This is a genomic window from Amycolatopsis sp. NBC_00355 (genome assembly GCF_036104975.1).
GTDB lineage: Bacteria > Actinomycetota > Actinomycetes > Mycobacteriales > Pseudonocardiaceae > Amycolatopsis.
In genome coordinates this window covers 3,169,053-3,188,020 of the sequence record NZ_CP107982.1, presented here as the reverse complement: position 1 = coordinate 3,188,020, position 18,968 = coordinate 3,169,053, and the positions used below count along the sequence as shown (strand labels likewise).

20 protein-coding genes and 1 pseudogene are annotated in these 18,968 nt (G+C 68.2%); 5 read left to right on the top strand and 16 right to left on the bottom strand.

Annotated features, from left to right (window positions below):
- Positions 1–297: 297 nt before the first annotated feature.
- The 3 genes from OHS18_RS13500 to OHS18_RS13490 form a co-directional block, all read right to left on the bottom strand.
- Entirely contained in the window at positions 298–1,287 is a 990-nt protein-coding gene (locus tag OHS18_RS13500; RefSeq protein ID WP_328617252.1) for a bifunctional DNA primase/polymerase, read from the bottom strand.
- Positions 1,284–2,240, bottom strand: coding sequence for a PP2C family protein-serine/threonine phosphatase (locus OHS18_RS13495; protein WP_328617251.1), 957 nt, complete (start codon positions 2,238–2,240; stop codon positions 1,284–1,286). Before OHS18_RS13495 ends, OHS18_RS13500 begins: the two co-directional genes overlap by 4 nt.
- A gap of 99 nt (positions 2,241–2,339) precedes the next feature.
- Positions 2,340–4,433, bottom strand: coding sequence for a hypothetical protein (locus tag OHS18_RS13490; RefSeq protein ID WP_328617250.1), 2,094 nt, complete (start codon positions 4,431–4,433; stop codon positions 2,340–2,342).
- Positions 4,434–4,797: 364 nt separating this feature from the next.
- Here OHS18_RS13490 and OHS18_RS13485 point away from each other — a divergent pair, with 364 nt between their 5' ends.
- Positions 4,798–5,259 (top strand): VOC family protein, encoded by a 462-nt coding sequence (locus OHS18_RS13485; protein WP_328617249.1) that lies wholly within the window; start codon positions 4,798–4,800, stop codon positions 5,257–5,259.
- Between the two features lie 146 nt (positions 5,260–5,405).
- On the opposite strand, the gene OHS18_RS13480 is transcribed toward OHS18_RS13485, so the two are convergent.
- Together OHS18_RS13480 and OHS18_RS48550 are read right to left on the bottom strand one after the other, a co-directional pair.
- Positions 5,406–6,398 carry a helix-turn-helix transcriptional regulator gene (locus tag OHS18_RS13480; RefSeq protein ID WP_328617248.1) on the bottom strand — a complete coding sequence of 331 codons (993 nt, stop codon included), beginning with the start codon at positions 6,396–6,398 and terminating at the stop codon, positions 5,406–5,408.
- 25 nt (positions 6,399–6,423) lie between these two features.
- A complete protein-coding gene (locus OHS18_RS48550; RefSeq protein WP_442875375.1) occupies positions 6,424–6,759 on the bottom strand; it encodes a transposase in 336 nt (111 codons plus the stop codon).
- A 428-nt stretch (positions 6,760–7,187) separates the two neighbouring features.
- Between OHS18_RS48550 and OHS18_RS13470 the strand changes: the two genes are divergently transcribed.
- Positions 7,188–8,282 carry a serine hydrolase domain-containing protein gene (locus tag OHS18_RS13470; protein ID WP_328617247.1) on the top strand — a complete coding sequence of 365 codons (1,095 nt, stop codon included), beginning with the start codon at positions 7,188–7,190 and terminating at the stop codon, positions 8,280–8,282.
- Between the two features lie 179 nt (positions 8,283–8,461).
- Here OHS18_RS13470 and OHS18_RS48545 read toward each other — a convergent pair.
- The 9 genes and pseudogenes from OHS18_RS48545 to OHS18_RS13425 form a co-directional block, all read right to left on the bottom strand.
- Positions 8,462–8,542: pseudogene (locus OHS18_RS48545) on the bottom strand (GP88 family protein); the annotation flags it as partial.
- Between the two features lie 205 nt (positions 8,543–8,747).
- On the bottom strand, positions 8,748–8,984 hold the full coding sequence (locus OHS18_RS13460; RefSeq protein ID WP_328617245.1) for a hypothetical protein: 237 nt from the start codon (positions 8,982–8,984) through the stop codon (positions 8,748–8,750).
- Positions 8,981–9,334, bottom strand: a complete 354-nt coding sequence (locus tag OHS18_RS13455; protein WP_328617244.1) for a response regulator transcription factor — start codon at positions 9,332–9,334, stop codon at positions 8,981–8,983. The genes OHS18_RS13460 and OHS18_RS13455 overlap by 4 nt, the downstream gene beginning before the upstream one ends.
- Before the next feature lie 416 nt (positions 9,335–9,750).
- Complete coding sequence (locus OHS18_RS13450; RefSeq protein ID WP_328617243.1) at positions 9,751–10,038, bottom strand: hypothetical protein; 288 nt, start codon at positions 10,036–10,038, stop codon at positions 9,751–9,753.
- Positions 10,039–10,076: 38 nt separating this feature from the next.
- Positions 10,077–11,081, bottom strand: coding sequence for a DUF932 domain-containing protein (locus OHS18_RS13445; protein WP_328617242.1), 1,005 nt, complete (start codon positions 11,079–11,081; stop codon positions 10,077–10,079).
- A gap of 261 nt (positions 11,082–11,342) precedes the next feature.
- Positions 11,343–11,861 (bottom strand): phosphoadenosine phosphosulfate reductase domain-containing protein, encoded by a 519-nt coding sequence (locus OHS18_RS13440; protein WP_328617241.1) that lies wholly within the window; start codon positions 11,859–11,861, stop codon positions 11,343–11,345.
- 95 nt (positions 11,862–11,956) lie between these two features.
- Positions 11,957–12,934, bottom strand: coding sequence for a DUF4192 family protein (locus OHS18_RS13435; protein ID WP_328617240.1), 978 nt, complete (start codon positions 12,932–12,934; stop codon positions 11,957–11,959).
- A 171-nt stretch (positions 12,935–13,105) separates the two neighbouring features.
- On the bottom strand, positions 13,106–14,074 hold the full coding sequence (dprA, locus tag OHS18_RS13430) for a DNA-processing protein DprA (RefSeq protein ID WP_328617239.1): 969 nt from the start codon (positions 14,072–14,074) through the stop codon (positions 13,106–13,108).
- Between the two features lie 47 nt (positions 14,075–14,121).
- Entirely contained in the window at positions 14,122–14,520 is a 399-nt protein-coding gene (locus OHS18_RS13425; protein ID WP_328617238.1) for a DUF7715 family protein, read from the bottom strand.
- A gap of 856 nt (positions 14,521–15,376) precedes the next feature.
- Between OHS18_RS13425 and OHS18_RS13420 the strand changes: the two genes are divergently transcribed.
- Positions 15,377–15,652, top strand: a complete 276-nt coding sequence (locus tag OHS18_RS13420) for a hypothetical protein (RefSeq protein ID WP_328617237.1) — start codon at positions 15,377–15,379, stop codon at positions 15,650–15,652.
- A 314-nt stretch (positions 15,653–15,966) separates the two neighbouring features.
- Here OHS18_RS13420 and OHS18_RS13415 read toward each other — a convergent pair whose 3' ends face one another.
- Positions 15,967–16,572 carry a hypothetical protein gene (locus OHS18_RS13415; RefSeq protein ID WP_328617236.1) on the bottom strand — a complete coding sequence of 202 codons (606 nt, stop codon included), beginning with the start codon at positions 16,570–16,572 and terminating at the stop codon, positions 15,967–15,969.
- A 144-nt stretch (positions 16,573–16,716) separates the two neighbouring features.
- Here OHS18_RS13415 and OHS18_RS13410 point away from each other — a divergent pair, with 144 nt between their 5' ends.
- Entirely contained in the window at positions 16,717–16,875 is a 159-nt protein-coding gene (locus tag OHS18_RS13410; RefSeq protein ID WP_328617235.1) for a hypothetical protein, read from the top strand.
- Positions 16,876–16,879: 4 nt separating this feature from the next.
- Positions 16,880–17,503 (top strand): hypothetical protein, encoded by a 624-nt coding sequence (locus OHS18_RS13405; RefSeq protein WP_328617234.1) that lies wholly within the window; start codon positions 16,880–16,882, stop codon positions 17,501–17,503.
- A 901-nt stretch (positions 17,504–18,404) separates the two neighbouring features.
- Here the strand turns inward: OHS18_RS13405 and OHS18_RS13400 are convergent.
- A complete protein-coding gene (locus OHS18_RS13400) occupies positions 18,405–18,956 on the bottom strand; it encodes an LppA family lipoprotein (RefSeq protein WP_328617233.1) in 552 nt (183 codons plus the stop codon).
- Positions 18,957–18,968 lie beyond the last annotated feature (12 nt).

The window sequence follows — 18,968 nt, the reverse complement described above, 5'->3', positions numbered from 1 at the left end:
AGGGCGTCGTCGAGAGGTCGGCGCCCGGGGACCGGGTGTGCTTGCCTGACGGTGGTCCTGCGCGCCGACCGGGCAGAGGTCCAGCCGCATCCGCAGAGCTGGCCTGTTATGCCGTCGATCGACTCTTCGGACCTTGCTGTGCGAAACGTGGGTGTTCAGTTGATGCGCCGCCCGACGTGGACTGCCTTGACCGCGACGACTCGTCGGGTGCCGGACGGGTGAGGGGCGCGGTACGACGCGGGCACAAGCGGCCGCGTCGTGGCGGGATCTGGCGGAGTGGTCTTGGGGATGGCGCGGTCAGTCCTGCTCGCGGGTGATGAACCGGGTTCGAGGTGTAGGCCGGTCCGTGAGGATGCGGGGGTGTTCGCGGCCGGCGGCGATGCCGTCGCGGATGGTCGTACTCAGCTCGTGCCAGTCGAAGTCGGCGACGCCGAGGTGGCGACGTGCGGCGTCGGTGAGGTGCTGGGTGATCGCGGCGGCGCTGATCCAGCCGTTGCCCAGTAGTTCCCCGAGCGCCGCAGCGGCGGCGAAGACCGCGATGTGCCGATGGCCTTCACCGGCAGTGGCGACGTTGCGGCACTCGGCGGCGACGGCGGCCTGGACGTAGGCGGTGACCCGGTGGCTGGTCGCCGGCAACACCGGAACGACCGCCGGGCGGGGCGGCGTTGGCAGTGGGGTGAGGGCCGTGACCAGCCAGCCAGGCAGGACGGCGACCGGGAGATCCCAGGTGACGGTGTAGGGCACCGGCACGCCGTGCACGCTGGCCAGGGACCTGGGTGCGGTGATGAGGGCGCCGGGGCCGCGGGTATCGACGTGCCAGCCCAGTCCGCGGCCGCGGGCCCCGATGGTGCTGCGCAGCCGCGACCCAGGTGGTCGGTAGAAGTACCGGTGCTCGCCACCGCGCGGGGTCGCGACGGTGAAGGTGTCCACCGGGTCGGGCTCGTCGACCTGCTGGGCCAGCAGGGCCAGAACGTCCCGGCCGTGAGTGACGCCGCGCCGCGCCCACTGCGGCGGGACCCGCCCATGCGCGGCGTCGAGGTCGAGTACCAGCAAGCCCGCGGGTCCGCAGTTGATGCCGACATTGCAGGCTGGGTACCGGGTCCACCAGCGGCGGATACGGCCGGGATCGCAGGTCGCCCGCTGCTGCCAGCGGTCAATCGCAGGCCTCTTGCCGCGGGGGACGAGCGGGAACACCGGCCAGCCGCGCTCGGCGGCGTCCAGCGCGGCGCCGAGGAGATCACCGGGCGAGGTCCTCGTGCCGGCGACCGGCACAGTGGTCGTGGTCATGGCACCAGCTCGGCGGCGACCGGGGCGGGGACGGGGTCGATGACCATGGCGGCGGCGTTGTCGGTGCCGCCGAAGTACCGCGCGGCAAGCGCTACTCGGTTCGCGCATGCGGCTGGGTCGCTGAACGTCCGCACGGCGCGGACGAGAGAGGCGTGCGGGACGGGTTTGTGGACGCCGTCGCTGGTCAGAAGCAACCGACGCCGCGGCCAGGTCGTGGTGACGCGGCCGAGGGAGTCGCTATCGGCAGTGGCTACGGAGCTGGTGACGACGTTGTCCCGCCGGGCGGCGAGCTCCTCGAGGTCCTGCGGCCGGTCCTGGTAGTGCTCGGCGAGGCTGTCGCGCAGCTGCTGGCCTTCGGTGTGGTCGACGGTGAGCTGGGTCAGCACGTCGGTGTCCGGGTCGTATTCGTAGGCGCGGCAGTCCCCGACCCACGCGATATCCCAGCCGTCACCACGCTCGGGCGGGAGCGGGGTGGCGACGACCATGACGGTGTCGCCGGCGTGGACGGCGGCGAGGGTGCCGGTGGCGGCGAGCAGCCCGGCGCGGGCGCCGCGGTCGGCGGCGACGTAGGCGGCGGTGGCCGCGGCGCTGCTGGCGGCGTGGGCGGCCAGGGCGCTGTCGCCGATGCCGTCGGCGAGGGCCCAGCCATGGCGGGTGCCGACGAGGGAGACGTGGATTCCGGTGGCGTCGGCTTGGTGTGTGCGGCCGCCGATGCGCAGCGCGCTGCCGGGCAGGTAGGTGGGGTGGTCGGCGGCGTAGCGGCGGTGGTGGCGGGCCAGGGCGCGGGCGTCGCTGTGGGATTCGGCGATCTCGGCCCACCCGCAGCGGCAGGTCGCGTGCGTCCAGCACGGGCCGGGCGGCAGCGGGGCGTACGGCCAGACGGAGTGGTGCCCGGCGGCGTAGGTGCTGGTGCGGTGGATGTGGTCGAACACTGGTGGGAGGTGCGGGTGCATCGAGGAAACTCCGTTCACACGCGGGACTGGGGCGGGCCCGGCATCGCAGTGCGCGGGCCCGCCCCAGCGAGGAATCGGGTGCGGTGGCGGTCGGCCTGGCTAGACCGCGGCGCCGGTCAGCTCCACCTCGGCCTCGGTGTCCGACTGAGCCGCCTCCTCGCCGCCGGTGGCGTCGTCACCGGCGGCGTCGGTCGTCGTGTCGCGCGGGTCGTCCGTGCCCGAGACGTCGACGTCGTCGACTGCAGTGACGTCCTCATCGAGGTCCGGGGCGTCGACGGCGTCCTCGTGCCCACCGTCACGGTCGACGTCGTCGTCGGCCGGGTCGCTGTCGGTGTCCGTGTCCGACTGGTGGCCGGTCCCGTCCCCGTCGGCGGTCGTGATGCCGTCGCTGGCGGCCGCGGTGTCGAGATCGCCGAGCTGGGCGGCGATGACGTCGCGCTCGGTTTCCGGGGCGATCACCTTCCGCTCGACGTCGGAGGCGGGGTAGCCCCAGCGGATGATCGCGGCCATATACGCCTGCGAGGAGCCCCACGGGGTGCGCCAGGTGTTGCGGGAGATGTCGGACTCGATCGCACAGAGGGTGAGGACCAAGTCGTAGAGGGTGGCCTTCCCCGCGGTGGGGGCCTTGGCGATCTTGGCCGTCAGGTCGGCGAGCGTGGCACCGACCGGCAGGCCGAACAGCGTCATCGCGAGCGGGTGGTTGCGCTCGAACGCCCGCCGGAGCTCGTAGCCGCCTTGCGCCTTCTGCAGAGCGAGGAACAGCTGCGCACCCTGCGGTGCGTTCTTGCGCTGCAGGAGGCTTGCCAGCCATTCCCGGCGCGGCGCTTCGGAGGCGTCCCAGTCCTTGTTGTTCTGGATCACCCACTTGCGGATGATCCGCGCCTTCTGGCGCTCGAGTTCGGCGGCGGCCTGGGCGGCGCGCGCGGCTGCGATCACATCCACCTGCTCGGCTGCGTCCTCGTCGTCGGACGACTCGTGGTCGACGAACGTGCCGGTGCTGGTGGTGCCGGTGGCCACGGGGGCGAAGTCCGCGCGGCCGGCCGGGGCGTAGCTGAGGGCGTGACCGTGGGCGAGGAAGTCGGCGCAGCCGTAGACGGCCACCGGGACGTGGTTGCCCTGCTGGTCGTGGTGGTCGGTCTCGATCCAGGCGCCGTGTCCCGGGCAGGACGCGTGGGCTTCGGCGGTCAGCTCGGTGTGGGGCTCGTGGCCGGGGGTGGGGCGCAGCCGGTCCAACGAGCGCGCGTCACCGTCGTCGTCGGGCAGGCTCTCGTCGAAGATCGTGACGCTCGCGGCGGTCAGTTCCTCGGTGAGGTCCTCGGTCAGGGCCGCGAACCGCTGCTTCTCGGCGCGTTCGGTGCGCTTGCGCTCGGCGAGCTGGGCGAAGTTGTTCGGTGCCTGACGTGCGGTGAGGATGAGTTCCTTCGCCGTGTCGGTGTCGCCGGCTTCGTCGAATTCGGCGATGACCGCGGCCTGCAGCAGATCGAGGTCGTAGCGTTCGGTGGCTTTGAGCGCCAGCTCGCTCTGCCCGGCCTGCAGGACGTTCTCGACGTAGGCTTTGCCCTTCTTGCCCAGCGCGAGCTTGCGGGCGATCCCGGCGGGCTTGAGGTCGAACGCGGCGAGCTGCTGCAGGGCGCGAGCGGTGTCGGCCAGGGTCAGGGGCCTGCGGAGGGCGGGGTCGTTTTCGATGAACTGGTTGACGATCCGCTCGATGGTGGCCTTGCGCTCGTCGACCGGCGGCGGGGTCTTCATCCAGACCGGTGCCTTGCAGCTGGCTTTGCGGGAGTTGAGGATTCGGCGCTGGCCTTCGGTGACAACGATGGCGCCGGTGTCGTAGTCGCGGTAGCCGTTGGTCGCGGTCTTGACGCCATGGGTCTTGAAGTTCGCCGTCGTTTCCTCGTCGGCCTCGGCGTTGTCGGTGCGCACGTTCTCGGCGAGCAGCACCTCGTCCGGGTCGACCCAGATGATGGTGTCGACCTCGGCGTCCCACGTCGCGTGCAGTGCCGCGAGTTCCTCGTCGGACAGTTCGTCGAGCGGGGTGTCCTCGACCGTGGAGGAGGACGTGTCGGCGCCGGGGGCGGTGTCGTCGGTGACGGAACTGTCCAGCTCGGATGTGGTGAGGTCGTTGTCCGGCGTGGTCGTGGGGGCGGTGTGGTCGGTGTCGCGCTGGGTCGGCAGATCCATCGTGCTGGTCACGAAGGTGCTCCTTCACACGGGCCGGCCGGTCACCGGAGAAGATCCGGTGACTGGCCACGTACCCCCGCACCACTCGCTTCTTCATCCACCGCGTCGTTGTGGAGAAGAAGCGAAGTGCGGGTGTCCCGGTCGGGACGCACTCGCCCGAGCGGGGCCGCGCGCGTCGGCGGCAAGCCCGCCCCATTCCTGCCCATCCGCCGCCGAACCCGTGAACGGGGCGGGCTTCCGCCGACGCCAGGCTCCGCTAGAGTGCGTCGGCCCGACCGGAACACCCGAACCCGCTTTTCTCAGCGCAGCAACACTTTCCTTGTCTCTTCGCCAATCCGGACAGGTTATGTCCAGTATTCAGGATAGCGTCGTGATCATGACAACGAACACCGTCCAACTGGCCTCCGTCCGCGTGATCACCGACGACCTACCGCAACTCGTCCGCTTCTACGAGGTCCTCACCGGCGCCACCCCGCAGTACCTGACCGACGACTTCGTCGAGCTGGTGACACCGTCCGCGACATTCGCGCTCAGCACGCCGGAGCGGGTCGCTTTCATCGCGGACAACCCACCGCGAGCGGCCGCCAACCGCACCGCCATCGTCGAGTTCGTCGTGGAGGACGTCGAATCCCTTCTTGCCTTCATGAAGACTGAACTCGGCGATGACCTCGACGTCGTGCAGGCGCCGACGTTGATGCCCTGGGGCAACATGTCTGTTCTGATCCGCGACCCCGAAGGGTCCCTCATCAACCTGTACACGCCGGTCACGCCGCAGGCGCTGCAACTGCAGCAGAACCGGACACCCAAGATGCCACCGCCTACCAACAAGGCGGACTGACCACAGACGCAGGTCGAGCACAGGTACGACGCAACCTGACGGACCTTGAACGAGGAGTCCCGGCGTGAACGGGAACCGCTGAAGGCGCCTGCTTCACGATCGGGCGCTCCTCGTGCCGTTGGAGTCTGTGCGAGCGCCACGCGGTCCTAGCCTGAGTCGCCGCTGGGATCGACGATCGCCGCGGCGATCAGCTTCTGTCCCAGCGCAGCAACGACCCCGTGCAGAGCTTCCGGCTGCTCGATGACGAACGGTCGATCGAGAGCGGCCAATCTTCCCGCGACCCATTCCAAACGTTCCGCACGGACGAAAACTCTCAGCCAGTGACCATTTCCGGCGACGCCGGCTACCGGTTCGACCGACGCCAGCGTCTCCGGGAACAACGCTCGTACATGCATTGCGTCAGCGTCGACGAGCACTGACACCTCATGTCGCCCGGCACCCGCTGCGAGCGGGCCCACAACCCGCTGCACCGGGTTCAGGTCATCCGGCACCTCGAACGTGCCCTCCAGTAGGCGCAGGCCGGCGATGCGGTCCAGGCGGAACGTCCGCTCCGCCTGGCGCCCGACGTCGTGGCCGGTGAGGTAGAGCAGCCCGTGCATGGCAACGATGCCGTGCGGATGAACGGTGCGTAACCGTGCACGTCCGTGCCGCGGCATGTAGTCGAAGGCAATCGGACGCCGTTCCCCCGCCGCCTGCGCCAGCCCGAGTAGCACTCTCGCGCTTGCCTCCTCGCCACCCCCGGTGCGCTCTGCCTCGCCGGTCCGACCGCCGGTGAAATTCACGGTGTCGACCACGGCGTCAATCTGTCGTGCCAGGGCCGCGGGCAGTACCCGGCGCACCTTCGAGGTGGCGGCCTCCACGTCACCGATCGAGGCCGGACCAGACCCCGACCGGCCCGTCAGCAGAAGCCCCCAGACGACCGCCAGTGCTTCCTCGTCGGTGAGCATCAACGGAGGCATCCGGTAGTGGCGCGCCAGTCGGTAACCGCCGTAACGACCACGCACGGAATCCACCGGAATGCCGAGGGCACGCAGGTGCTCCACGTAGCGGCGCACCGTGCGTCCATCCACGTTCAGCCGCTCGGCCAGCTCAGCAGAGGTACGGGTGCCACCGGACTGCAACAACTCGAGCAACGTCAATACCCGAGCTGTCGGCCGTGCCACGTCACCCCACACCATGCTCGGGCTGACGTAGTCCGGCAGGGTGCCGAACGGAGCCTCCAGTCGCAGGACCCACCGGTGCGCCCACGCCGGGCAGGGTTCCCGCGGAGTCGATCAGCACGTTGACGCCATAGTCGCCGGACGCGTCCATGGGGACTGCCAGGCCCCGAAGTCCTCCGGCACATCCCGCCCACGGGGCACCGACCCGATACCGCCACGCGATCCCTTCAAGCGTCAAACGATGATCGTTCCCAGGGTGACCCGCCCGCACGCCAGGACTGGGCCACACCGGCTCGATCAACGCCCACAACTCATCAGAGAACACCTCGGCGCGCACCATTTGCCCATCCTCGGCCCGCGAGGTCAAATAACTGGGAGACACGCCCTAGCTGTACTGGTCACGGTGGTTGGGTACGGGCGACACGTGATCGGATGATCTTGGCCATCAGGCGGCCCGGCACCAGGCTTCGGCTGAGGCGCGACAACGGGCTGGGACGGCCGGGTACCGGTCCGCTGCGGCCGGTCAGGTCCGGTGGGCGCCCTTCGGCCGATCTGCCCACCCGGACCTCGGCCTGGTCGTCCGGGGGTTAACCCCACCATCGATTCGGGGGCTGGCTTGATCGCTTCGGCCTGGCGATCTTCATAGATTTTTGCCTGCGCCGCGAATGCGGCGTGAACGCGCCCCAGGAGGCCCAAATCGTGCGTACGAATACCAAGTACACAATGGTAGCAGCGACGATCGCCGCGGCCACCGCGTGCGCTCTTGCCGTGACCATTCCGGCGTCGGCCTCGACCAGCTCGACGCCGAACGCGTTGCAGCAGCAGGTGAACGCGGTCCAGCAGACCGGAACCGTGGGTGTGGCGGCGCAAGTGACCAGCCCGCGCGGGCAGCTGTTCGCCGAAGCCGGACAGGCCGACATTGCGACCATGTCGTCGGTACAGTCCGGGGACGCGTTCCGGATCGGTAGCTCGACCAAGACGTTCGTCGCCACCGTGATGCTGCAACTCGTCGCAGAGCACCGGGTGTCCCTCGACGACACCGTCGAGCACTGGCTGCCGGGACTGGTGACCGGCGCCGGCAACGACGGCAGCAAGATCACCGTGCGGGACCTGTTGCAGCAAAACAGCGGAGTGCCCGAGTACCTCAGCGACTTCCCAGAGATCACCTCCACCGCGAACTTTCAGGCCGACCGGTTCACGACCTACACCGCGGCGCAACTGGTCGCCATCGCGATGCGGCAGGCGCCGGACTTCGCGCCAGGAACCGCGTGGGAATACTCAAACACCAACTACATCCTCGCCGGCATGATCATCAAGAAGGCCACCGGCCACACGTGGCAGCACGAGGTCACCCAGCGAATCATCAACCCGCTCCACCTCAGCCACACGATCGCGCCGATCACCTCTTCAGCGATCCCCGGTCGTCACCTGCACGGCTACTCCAACTTCGGCTCCGGGCCGGTGATCGACGTCACGGCGCTCAACCCCTCCGCAGCTGACGCGGCCGGCGCGATGATCAGCACCACGGACGACCTGACCCGCTTCTTCCACGAGTTGGTGACCGGCAAGCTGCTTGCGCCGGCCCAGCTCACCGCGATGGAGACCACCGTACCCGCGCCTGGACTGGCCGACGTCCTCCCCGGTGCCCGCTACGGCCTGGGCCTGATGCAGATCCCGCTGACTTGCGGCGGCAGTTACTACGCACACGGCGGCGACCTTCCCGGTTACCACACCCGCGAAGGCGTCACCACCGACGGCAGGACCACCGCCGTAGCCGTGCAGACCGGCGACGGCACCGCGACCACCGAACACGCCATGGACAACCTCATCGACCGGGAACTCTGCACCCCCGCCACCCGGTGACAAGCACGACCGGCGCGCCGCCGCTACAGAAAAGCGACGCAGGCCCGCCCGAGCAAGCTCGGGCGGGCCTGCGTCGCAGGACTACGCCAACCACGCTGACCGCGGCACTCGTGAATGACGGAGTTCTCGCATAAATGACCGTCTGCGATAGACCCAACACCGATGATCATGACGTTGTGTAATTTCCCGGCGAACGCAGGCAGGGACCAGTTCCAGATCCCGAGCCGTTTCAGTTCGCGGTTCTGTCGCAACAAGGTCATTACGTCCACTGTCCTCATGCCACTTGATGCATGGGGAGACCACACCAATATCATTTTCTTCCACCGTACACCTGCTTTTGCGACAACAACGAGAGACCAACAACGACGGACAGACGTGTCTATCTACCTGATTCCGGTGTCCTCGGTGGACAGGCAGAACCGCTCCGTCCTGCTGCGCACGCTGTGTGGGCGGACAACGAGCGGATCAGCCGTAGAGCCAGGTCATCGACGTGGCCAGGCACTCGGCGGCGGTCCCGGCGTCGGCGGCGGACAACAACGCCGCTCCGCGCACGATCAGCGCGGCGTCGGCCGGATCCCGCGTGAGGAGCTCGCCGATGACGGCTTCGGGGTCGGCGTCGATATCAGCGTCGTCGATGATGAGTGCCAGGTCCGGGTTGTCGAGGTAGGTCTGCGCCACGGTGGGGCGGGTGGGGTCGGTCATCGTCGTCCTCCTGAAGTGGGTTCGCTGCTGACGGAGCGACGGGCGGTCGGAGCGTTCGTGGCGTGGTCGCGTCGGTGCGGTTCGCACGGTGATGGAAAGGTTGGTTGCGGTATCGCCTGTGTCAGTGGCAGGTGTGGAATCCGGCAGTGGAGGATGCCGGTGTCGTAGGCGATGGCGACGGCGTGAGCGCGGTTGCGGGCCTTGAGCTTGAAGAAGATGTTCTTCATGTGGGTGCGGATGGTTTCGGTCGAACGGAACTGTTTCAAGCCGATCTGGATGTTGTTCAGACCGCGGGCGGCGTCGTGGAGGACTTCCCGTTCGGTGGCGGTCAGTTCGGTCGTGCGGGGCATGGTCGGACCTCCGAGATTTTCGGGGCGGGAGGGGGCTGGCCGGGTCAGTGCGGCGCTTGTGCTGACCCGGCCAGCCCCGAACCGGGGTTCAACTCGCCCGGGGGAAGGCGTGCCGAACTCGGGGATTCCCGGTTCGTTCAGGTGGTCTCGCGCGGGGATGGTGTGTGGACGCCCCGAGATATCCAGGGCCCGCCGGGTCACCGGTCAAGGCCCGATCCCTGCCGTCGGGTCGATGTCGTCGGGTGGGCCTTGACCGGTGTCGCGGGGCCTGTTCACGTGATCGAGGCCGCGCGCCACCCCGCGAGGTCAGGAGCGGTCGGGAACCACGGCACCGGTCACGGGCTCGCGATCCGCCGTCCACGCGATAAGGAAGTCAGCGGCATGGACGGAGCCGTAGCGGGGTTGCTCGTCGTCGGTCAGGTCGGGACGCAGGACGGATCCGGTGAGGGTGCGCGCCTCGAAGCGTCGAGCAGGACTTTGTTGAGGCGGTGGACGGTGCCGACGGCGCGGCCGTCGACGCGCACCTGCCAGACGTGATCGAACCGGTGATCAGCGCGGGCGGTCGCGGTGCGGGGGTGGTGCTCGGGATAGCGGTAGGCGGCCCACCAGTTGAGGACGGACCAGTCGATCACCCGGTCGCCGGCGTTGACGATCGCGGTAACAGTGGCGCGGGCCAGCGCAGCGTCGACGAGATCGGCCAGCATCGTGGAACGGAAAGCCAAGGGTGGGGACCGGCGGCGGGCTAGACGGCGGCGAGGACCTTGTGCAGGGTGGCGGTGGTGGTGCGGTCGTGCTTGGCCAGCTCGCCCTTCATGACCCGGGTCATGTTCCGTTCGGCTCGGGTGGCGCCGCGGATGACGGCTTCGTGGTGCAGGTGGGTGTTGACTGCCTGCACGACACCCCAGCCGGTGTTCTTCCAGGGGCTGACGCGGTTGTCGCTGGTCCACAGCCGGGTGAGTGCGGAGCGCCGGTTGAGGGCGTTCGTGCGTCCCCGGCCCGGCTCCTCGGGGATTGGGGTGTGGGCTTCGAGGAACGCTGTCCAGGCTCGGTCGGTGACGGTGGTCTGGCACAGTTTCTTGACTTCGGCGGCGAAGTCGTCGGCGACGGTGTGCACGATCTGCAGCGCCTCGCGGGCGGTGAGGATCTGCAGATTGCTGTTGCGCTTGTGGACGATGGCGTGTTCTTGGCCGTCTTCGCGCAGCCCGGCGGCCATGGTGTTGTCGCAGACGACGTTGGTGACGACGCGCTTGTAGCGGGTTTTCAGGCTGGCGTCGTGGCTGGAGCAGGCGAGCAGGTTGGGCCGGAACTCCACGCCCTCGGGGGTGACGATGTTGTCGGGGACTTCGACGCTGACCCAGGCTTGCCTGCGTTCGCGTAGCAGCCCGGCGGAGCCGATGGTGAGGCCGTCGTCGAGCAGGGCGGCGACGTTGTCCAGCAGCCAGGTGCTGTATTGGTGGATCTCGTATTCGTCGGTGTGGATGGCGAGGAGGTCGCCGTTGTCGGAGGCGGTGACGCCGAGGTGGTGCTCGGCGGGCCGGAGACCGAACCGGTCCTCGACGAACACCCGCGCCGGCTCGGCGCTCCAGTGAAACAGGCGCCGCTTGACCTCGGCGATAGGAATTGGGCCGGGATAGTGGTTCGGCTCGGTGCCCTGGTCTTCGGCGCGGTAGTGCCAGGCGTGGCTGCGTTTGTCGGTGAATCCGATGAGTACGTTGGTGTTGAGCCACTTGCTGGTTTCCTTGGACACGACGATCGCCCTTTCGGTGTGGCGCGGTGCGTGCCTGCCGCCTGGGGCGGCGGGCTCGCGGATGGACGGCCGCGGCTCACCAGGCCGAGCGCCGGCGGTGCACGGGGCCCGAACTGCGGAACGAGCCCGTTGCGCCGTACTGGCGGCCGTGCACGGCCGGCGCGGGCCTGGTTCCCTCGGCCAGTTCACGCCGCGACGGTCGAACGCCGGCACACCGGGACCGCCAGGTCTGCCTGGGGGCGCGATTGCCCGACTGAGACGTCATCCAGCTCGATCTCGCGCGGTTGTGGGTGATCCCACCTGGAGACGGTGTCGGCCATTGCGGCACCAGGCCAGCAGGTCGTCCTTGGTGAGGTCGGAGTGCTGCATCAGCGGGTATTCGACCCGCCAAGGGTGCCACCCGGCGGTGATCGCGGGTGCCCGGCGCTGCTCGTCGGGCTCGAGCCCGACGTAGAGGACGGTGTCGGCCGGGTCGGCGTGTTCGGTCAGCCACCGCCGGCAGGGTCTCTGCTTCAGCACCTGGGAGCACGGAGCTATCCGAGCATTACCCAGGTATCTGCGCTGCACGAACAGCTCGAACGGGGTCTGGCCGTCGCAGACCCGGGTGATCGGGATCCCGAGTCGCGCGGAGGCGTCAGCGTTGAACCGGTAGAGATCGCTGTCCTCGATTTTGGTGTCCGCGAACAGCAGCGTGATCGGGTCGTCTGGGTGATTGCGGTGCACGAGTTCGGTGGCGGCCCAGGAGCCGATGCCACCAGACCATTGGATCACGTGGTGCATGTCGTGACCTCCTGCAGGGACAGGGCCGCGACGTCCCGGATCGAGGAACGACGCCCCAGGGACGTCGCGGCCGAGCTGGATGTCGGGGACGTGGGTTACCAGCGCGTCGCGGCGACCCGGCCGGCGATCTCGTCGAGCTGGTGCTCAACAACGTCGGCGCTGGCGTGGTGCTGGAACAACAGTCCGACGGTTGCCGCGCCCGGTGCGCCGTGGGCCTGGACCAGAGCGCAGGCGGTGAGGTCGCGGTCGCCGCGGCGTACGGCGCTGGCCGCGATCAACGTGGCAAGCCGAGCACGCATCCGCGACTCGGTGCTGCCGCGGTAGAGGCCCATCCACAGCTGCTCGACCCGCTGCGGGTCGAGGCCGGTCGGCAGCAAGAACAGCGGCCCGTAGACGGCATTGTCGGCCAGCGCGGTCGTGACCGCGAACGCCGCGATGTCGTCGACGAACTCACCGCGGCCGGCCTGGATGGCGGCGTGGGCGACGGTCTTGTTGGCTTCCTCGCCGCGGTGCACCAGCATCGGTACGACCCGGCGGGCGAATCGGCCGATGCGGGCCGGGAGGGTCTCGCCGGCTTCGGTGAAGGGGAGGCCCCAGGTGGGGGTCGGGGCGTCACCGCAGAGCTGGACCGGCTTGGAGAAGTCGAGGTCCGCGCGCGGAGCGATGACGGTGCCGAGGCGGGCGGGGAGGCGGTAGTCGCGCCATGGGGCGCCAGGGCGGGTATGCGGGGCCCAGTAGCGGCCGATGACGGTGTGTCCGGCGGGGCGCAGTTCGGCCTCGAGCGCGGCGATCGCGGCCCGCAGCGGCAGCCAATGCCGGGCATGTTCCTCGGCGATCACGACGACGACCACGTCGGCGCCGGCGTCGGTCGGCATCACGGCCTGTACGTGTTCGGTGATCTCGCGGGTGGTCAGGCCTCGCACTCGGGTCGTGGGGAACGCCGCGCCGGTCGGGGAGATGAGGCGCTGCGGGGTGGTGTGCGGGTGGGAGGGCAGGGCGATGACGTGCAGGGTGTCGGCGCAGGTGTCGGGCAGGGATCCGATCAGTTCACCTGGGGTCAGGTACACGGTCACGGTCGGCGCTCCTCGGATCGGCTCCCCGGCGTGTGGGCCGTGGGAGGCGGTGGCGGCCCACGAAGGTGTGAGCCGCCACCGCCCGAGCGCGCGCCCGATGGCGGCCCGTGACGGTCCGGACGTGATCAGGTCATCGTCACGTTCGGGCCGCCGTCGGGGCGTGCGCTAGCGTCAGCCGGCCTCACCCGCCGGGTGGGCCGTCTCCGGGGCCGCGTCCGGCTTGTTGCCCTCTTCGATCGCCGCGATGATGTCGTCGGCGCTGGTGGCCAGGCGAGCGGTGCCGTCTTGGATGAGCTGGTGGCACCCGGCAGACACCGTCGAGGACAGTGGACCCGGCACTGCGAGGACGGGTCGGCCGAGCTCGGCGGCAAGGCCTGCGGCATGGCGGGCGCCGCTGCGCCGTCCGGCCTCGACGACGACTGTCGCGGTGGTTAACGCGGCGAGCAGGCGGTGGCGTTGCAGAAATCGGTGCCGAGCAGGCGGGACACCGGGGGGATACTCGGACACGACCGCACCGGATTCAGCGATCCGCCGCAGCAGGTCCACGTGTCCGGCCGGGTAGCCGCCGTCGAGCCCGCAGGCCAGGACGGCGACGGTGCCTGCCAAACGGCCGGTCGCCAGCGCACCACGGTGCGCGGCCCCGTCGATGCCGTAGCCGGCGCCGCTCCACACGGCGACGTTCCGCGATACTAGTGCGTCGGCGAATTCCTGAGCGTGGTGCTTGCCGTAGTCGGTCCCGGCCCGGGATCCCACGATCGCGACAGAGCGCGCAGCTGCCAGTTCGTCCAGCTGGGGTTCTCCTTGGACCCACAGGCCCAGGGGTGCAGCACCGGGGATGTCGTGCTCGACGATCAGGGTGGTGAGGTCGACCAGGGTGTCGGCTGGCCATTCGTCGTCTTCGGGGATCACGAATCGGGCACCGAGCTGTGCTGCGGTGCTCAGGCTGGCTTCTGCGAGCATCCAGTTCGCGCCGAGACGGGTTTCGGCGAGCACGTCGGCCGGGGCGGTGCGTTCGCTGACGTGGTGGGCGGCGTCGACGGGCCCGACCTCGGCGACGTAGCGCGCGAGATGCGGGTTGGTGGGTTCGGCGGCGTGCTGGAGAAACGCGCGGGCGCGCCGGGCGTCGGTGGAATTGGCCATGAGTGCTCCTTCAGGCGATGTGCTGGGCGGGCAGTGGTGCTGCGAGGTCAGGTTTCGTTGGGGAAGCTGCGGACGCGGATTTCGTGGCATCGGCGCTCGACGACGGTGCCGACTGGCCACATGGCCGCCAGTCGCAGTAGTTCGGTGGCGGCGTTGGCGGCATCGGCGTGCAGCTCGGCACTGCTCGGGAAACCCATGGCGACGAACGCGTCGTAGAAGCGGCGGACGAACTGCACTGGGGTCAGGTCGGTTTCGGCGATCTCGGCGGTTGTTGTGGTCTGGCGGCTGTGAATGCCGACGAAGCTGCGCGCGCAGCCGCAGTACGAGTTGTCTGGGTCCGTGTGCGACAGGCTGGCGAGGTCGACGATCTCGGTGTCGGGGATGCTGTTGGAGTCGTTGTCCCGTTCGCCTTGGGTGCGATGGGTGGAGACGAAGTACTTGAGCACGGGTTCCTCCTCGGTGGCCCGCCCGGGTGGGCGGTGGACGCGGCCTTCGCCAGCGGGCCCCGTGGGTCCCGGGGCAAGCCGGCCGCACGATGGCGGCCGTGTCCCTTGTGGGTTGCGGGCTTGCCCCGGGCCGCGGGTCTGCTGCACTGCGCTGCAGCCACGCCCAGCCGCGGTCACACGATGGGGAGGTTGCCGTCGGGACTGCGTTTCGCGCAGGACTCGACACTGAAAGTTATAACAAAAAATTGGCCACACTTGTGGCGAATTACTGATTTCTCGGGCAGTCTGGGTTCTAGAAGGTGATCCACGGTGGTCCACGGGAGCGACCACTATGGACCCTTCTGGGGATCCGGTCCGCTCTCAACCCCGGGCGGCATAAGGGTTCCCGGCTCGGGAGAGGGCACTGGGGAGGGCGCCTCTCCCGAGCCAAAATTTCTGCAACAACCGACATCAGTCGGACTTGACGGTGGGTCAGATCTCAGGCTGAGCCGATGTGATGGCCTGGACCGGCCGTTGGTTTCCGTGCGTGCGTTGACGAGCCGCTGCCCTCGGGGCCCGAGTGAGCCTTCTGCTGAGTGGTCGGCGACGTGCCAGATCCGACGGGAGTCCTTCTATGACAACGATTCTTCTGTGTGCGAAGCGGATCGCGGCGTCACTGCTGACGTCCGGTGCTCTCGCGAGCGCGACGATGGCAGCTGCGGCGCCAGTTCAGGCAGCCGAACCGGCATCCGCTGCCGGCGTGGTGTCCGACCAATCGGACGTGGGTGCGGTCGGCGAGGGCAACACGGACATACCGGCGGTCGCACCTGACGGAACTCTCGTCTGGTCCACGCCGACCTCGCCGTACGCTCGACCGATGGCGGCCGCAACGGCGCAGGGTTGGATCGCGGTCATCGCGACCGCGAGTGGTGCGCGCATCCGGTCGCGGCCGGTGGATGGCCCGGTGCTGGGCACGATCGGTTACGGCGCCGGGTTCTGGGTGTCGTGCACGCGCGGGGCGTCCGACGGGCACGCGTGGGGCTGGTCCTACCGTGGCGGTACTTACGGCTGGGTTCGCGGCGACCTGTGGGAGGTCGAGCAGCACACCGGTCCCGGCGGTGCCGGCACACTGCAGGTTCCGCGGTGCCCGTGACGTCGTTGACGCCGTGGCAGTTCTCGGGTCTCGTGCGTGTGAGGGTCGGCCCGGCCGGTTTACCTCCCGGCCGGGCCGACGTCCCGCCGAGCACCGCGCGTGAGCCGCCCGGTGCCATGGCGTGGCCGCGCCGGAACGGCAAGCACGCGTTCCGGGCCGCGGTCACCGCCGTCTACGAGCACAGGCGCAAGGACTTTAAGCTGTGCCGGAACCCGAGCTGGTGGCAGGCGACAGGCGCTGGTGCCGACCTCGGTGAGCTCACGCTGCCATAGCCGGACGGTTCGGAATCGGTAGATATTGTGCACAGTGGCTGGTCAGCGGGCTCGTGTGCGAAGCATCGCCAAACTTTTCGACAGCGTCACGCAGTGTGGCATCGAAGGCCTGGGCTCAGAGTACTGCCGCCACTCTTCCGACCGGACCAAGCCGTTAAGCTTCTTCTTTCCTTCCCGCCACATGCTCCTGCCATCCAGTACTCTTGCCGTGCGGTAGTCGAGATCCCGCCGGGTGTGCACCTTCGTCGGAACCACGTTGGGCGTGGATCCGCGTGTGTTGTTCCAGACCGATTCCTCGCGCAGTTCGACCTCGACCATCTGGCCAGAGCGGAGCAGCCACACTTCCCGCCTGCTGGTCGTGTGCCTCGAAGACCGGATGGTTCCGGTGACGTCCTGAAGCAACTCGTCTGTCAGATCCTCGACGAATACCCGCCATCCGCCGATGTCGGCGAGCCGTTCCGGTACTGCGACGGTCTCGGTCTTCGCCCTGCGGAACAAACCCCCTTGCACGGTCACCACCCTGGAGTGCGCTTTGTGCGCGACATAGGTGTCGTGCGAGACGCACGCCCGTACGAGCTCGTCCGCCACCCTGCGCCCGAACTGCGTGAGCCGGCGAAACGCCTCCGCCGCATCGGGGTTGCTGGTCACCGGCACCTCCGAGGTAGTCGTTCACTTGTCGAAGTGATACCCGGCTTCGTTACAGGCACACCGCCTCGTAACGCTCGTTCGAACTCCACCGACCTACCCTTCCGTACGGCCCGATTCCACGGCCGCAGAGACAGGAGAACACGAATGCCGTTGAACCTTCCCCCGGAACCGCCCGCGATCATCAAGAACGCCCAGGACGTCATGGAAGCCCAGAAGGAGTCCAAGGAGCAGCGGGACAAGCGCACCGACGACCTTGAACAGGGTGTGGACGCGAGTAACCGGCCCACGACGAGCGGCAAGTGACCTGATGCCCGATCGGCCGGCGTATAATGCATCCACCATCGACTGGTCTCGCATCCGCGCCTACGCGCAGCGCGTTGCTCGGGAAGCCCGCACGCCCGCCGAGAAGGGCATCTCCTACACCACCACGGAGTACCAGACCGTCACGAAGCAGGTCGAGGTCAAGCACGGCGCCTTCAACCTGTTCACCAGAGTCGAGAACAAGAGTGAGCGGGTCGCGGTCAGCAAGTGCGTCGATGTCGTCGGCAGCCACTGGGTACTGGAGCGACGCCACCACCACATCGAATGCAACACCAAGGAGCGCACCTACACCAATCAGGAGACCACCCACGAGCAGCACTACGTAGTACTGCTCGCGGACGGCAGCTTGAAGAAGGTCATCCTGATGGAAACAGAGAATATGAACACGGCACACGGCCGCAGCACGTTCTTCGCCACGCACCAGCATCACTTGCGGGACCTGAGCGCCAGCGACGTCGAGGCGATGGACTTCGAAAAACGCCACTCCGAGTACGGCACCCACGGCAGGGGCACCAAGAACTGGGGTGATCGCGAACCCGGTAAGCAGTTACTCAGCCACGCCAAGGGTGTTGGCCTGACCAAGGCACTGAAGCGCCTGCTGCCGGGTTGAATCCGGCCAGCTGGCGCCGCGTCGAACTGGGCGCGGTTAGTCAGGGCGAACCGCACAGATTTCGCGGTGCGGCAACGTCGTGGGGTTGCACCCGGCGGGCGTAGGGCCCCGACTGCGTCGGGCAACAGCCGGGGAAAGGCTCCTGCTCCGGCTTGCTCGAAGGGTTGGGCGGAGGTGATGACCGCCAGTCCGGATCCGTGGTTGTCGCCCCGGCTGCGGGTCATCGTGATGATGGCGGCTGCGATGAGTTCGTTGCCTCCATGGCCGGAGTAGCAGGTGTCCAGCATCAGCACCATCTGCCGGGTCTTCCTTCCCAGAAGCATCTTGCGGGCAAGCAGCGAGGTCGGCAGCGCGTCCTCGACCTCGTCGTGATCGACGTCGGTGGCCAGTAGGACATGCCCGTATCGTCGAGAAGTTCGCCGTGGCCGCTGATGTAGACGGAATCCGAGCGGGTCTGATCGGTCTGGTCGCGGCCGGACGGGTCGGGAATTGCGGTGAGCTTGAAGAACCTGTGGATCACCGGGAAGGTACCCCCTTCCCGGTGATCCACAGGTTTGAAGCATTGCTCGTCTGAAACGCCGTCTGTTCGATGTCTTCTACCGTCGGATGATCCGTGACGCGGAGAGCTTGGCAGCGGGCGCGGGAGGACATTCGGAGGCGGCTCCTGACTCCAGCGCGGCTGACCTGAACCCGTGGTCAGCACTTCGGAACAGTCACTTCCCGAGCCTGCCGACAACAAGGATAGGGCAGCGGTTTCCTCGTCTGCTTGACACAGAGGGGAGCTGTGACCGGACGTTCGGTTGCAGCCGCAATGATCTCTCCGGTCCGTCGATCTGGAACCTGTTCTCTCGATGGAGGTCCCGCTACCGACGCGAACCAACCCTGTCGGTTGAGTCGTGAGCTACTTCTTGACCAGGTGACATCCGGTGGTCAGGGACATCACGGTGTTCTTTCCCGACCCGACCGACAACTGTGCACCCAGCTGGTCCGTGAGGTTGAGTTCGGCGTCGCCGGCCTGCTGCGTGTCGAGGGTCACGGTGGTGAATCCGTGCCGGCCCGCGACCTCCCGTACGACACGCTTGACCTGGTCCCAAGAGGACAGAAGCGACGTCGGTGCGGACCATCGGGACAGGAACTTCTTGCTGGCCTCTTGCTCGGTCATGTACGGAAACTGCGGTGCACAGCCGCTGAACTCGGCCGAGTTGGGCTCCTCGGTCCACTGAGCGACCCCGAAGTCGGCGGTGAGGCGCTCCCGGATCGAGACCCGGAGCTTCTCGTAGCCGGCGATGGCCTCGTCCAGCGTCGGCCGGGTCGCGAGCTGGGCCTGCTGTTGTTGCTTCGACATCGAGGGTCCCGTGGGTTGAGGATCAAGGTTCTCATGGCCGTCGCTGCACCCGGCCAGCAGTAAGGCGCCGGTGAGTGCTGCGGCGAGGGGCCAAGCTCGTGACAACACGTGGTCAACTTT

What these genes read in the sequence shown, in the direction of transcription:
- OHS18_RS13455 (WP_328617244.1), bottom strand. Translation starts at nt 9,334, where the DNA reads ATGCCCCGCACGACCGAACTGACCGCCACCGAACGGGAAGTCCTCCAC.
- dprA (WP_328617239.1), bottom strand. Translation starts at nt 14,074, where the DNA reads ATGGCCAATTCCACCGACGCCCGGCGCGCCCGCGCGTTTCTCCAGCAC.
- OHS18_RS13460 (WP_328617245.1), bottom strand. Translation starts at nt 8,984, where the DNA reads ATGACCGACCCCACCCGCCCCACCGTGGCGCAGACCTACCTCGACAAC.
- OHS18_RS48550 (WP_442875375.1), bottom strand. Translation starts at nt 6,759, where the DNA reads ATGGTGCGCGCCGAGGTGTTCTCTGATGAGTTGTGGGCGTTGATCGAG.
- OHS18_RS13440 (WP_328617241.1), bottom strand. Translation starts at nt 11,861, where the DNA reads ATGCACCACGTGATCCAATGGTCTGGTGGCATCGGCTCCTGGGCCGCC.
- OHS18_RS13485 (WP_328617249.1), top strand. Translation starts at nt 4,798, where the DNA reads ATGACAACGAACACCGTCCAACTGGCCTCCGTCCGCGTGATCACCGAC.
- OHS18_RS13450 (WP_328617243.1), bottom strand. Translation starts at nt 10,038, where the DNA reads ATGCTGGCCGATCTCGTCGACGCTGCGCTGGCCCGCGCCACTGTTACC.
- OHS18_RS13495 (WP_328617251.1), bottom strand. Translation starts at nt 2,240, where the DNA reads ATGCACCCGCACCTCCCACCAGTGTTCGACCACATCCACCGCACCAGC.
- OHS18_RS13420 (WP_328617237.1), top strand. Translation starts at nt 15,377, where the DNA reads ATGGCGGCCGCAACGGCGCAGGGTTGGATCGCGGTCATCGCGACCGCG.
- OHS18_RS13405 (WP_328617234.1), top strand. Translation starts at nt 16,880, where the DNA reads ATGCCCGATCGGCCGGCGTATAATGCATCCACCATCGACTGGTCTCGC.
- OHS18_RS13410 (WP_328617235.1), top strand. Translation starts at nt 16,717, where the DNA reads ATGCCGTTGAACCTTCCCCCGGAACCGCCCGCGATCATCAAGAACGCC.
- OHS18_RS13500 (WP_328617252.1), bottom strand. Translation starts at nt 1,287, where the DNA reads ATGACCACGACCACTGTGCCGGTCGCCGGCACGAGGACCTCGCCCGGT.